Below are 276 nucleotides of genomic sequence, written 5' to 3' on the forward strand. Positions count from 1 at the left end.
CATCTACCAAGCGCAGCTGTGAGGGTAAATAATTAATAAAATAAGCATCGAATAAATGCAAACCAAAACTTTGATTGATAAAGCCCAGAATATCACTGATGGTTAGCGCGAATATGACACCCAATATCGTGCCAGCAACTGTTCCAATCACTCCAATAACCACGCCTTGTACCATAAACACTTGCGTAATCAAGCGCGGTGACGCACCAAAGGTTTTTAAAATAGCAATATCGGCTTTTTTATCGGTTACCAGCATTACCAAACTTGAAACAATAT

Annotated in this window: 1 protein-coding gene; it reads right to left on the reverse strand. The window is 39.1% G+C overall.

The annotated features are described in order from the left end of the window. On the reverse strand, nucleotides 1–276 hold a 276-nt coding region (locus AAEY79_RS14775), incomplete at both ends, for an FtsX-like permease family protein (RefSeq protein WP_352289102.1).

The sequence above is a fragment of the Psychrobacter sp. GW64-MNA-CIBAN-0177 genome, assembly GCF_040309585.1.
In the GTDB taxonomy this organism is placed as follows: Bacteria; Pseudomonadota; Gammaproteobacteria; order Pseudomonadales; family Moraxellaceae; genus Psychrobacter; species Psychrobacter okhotskensis.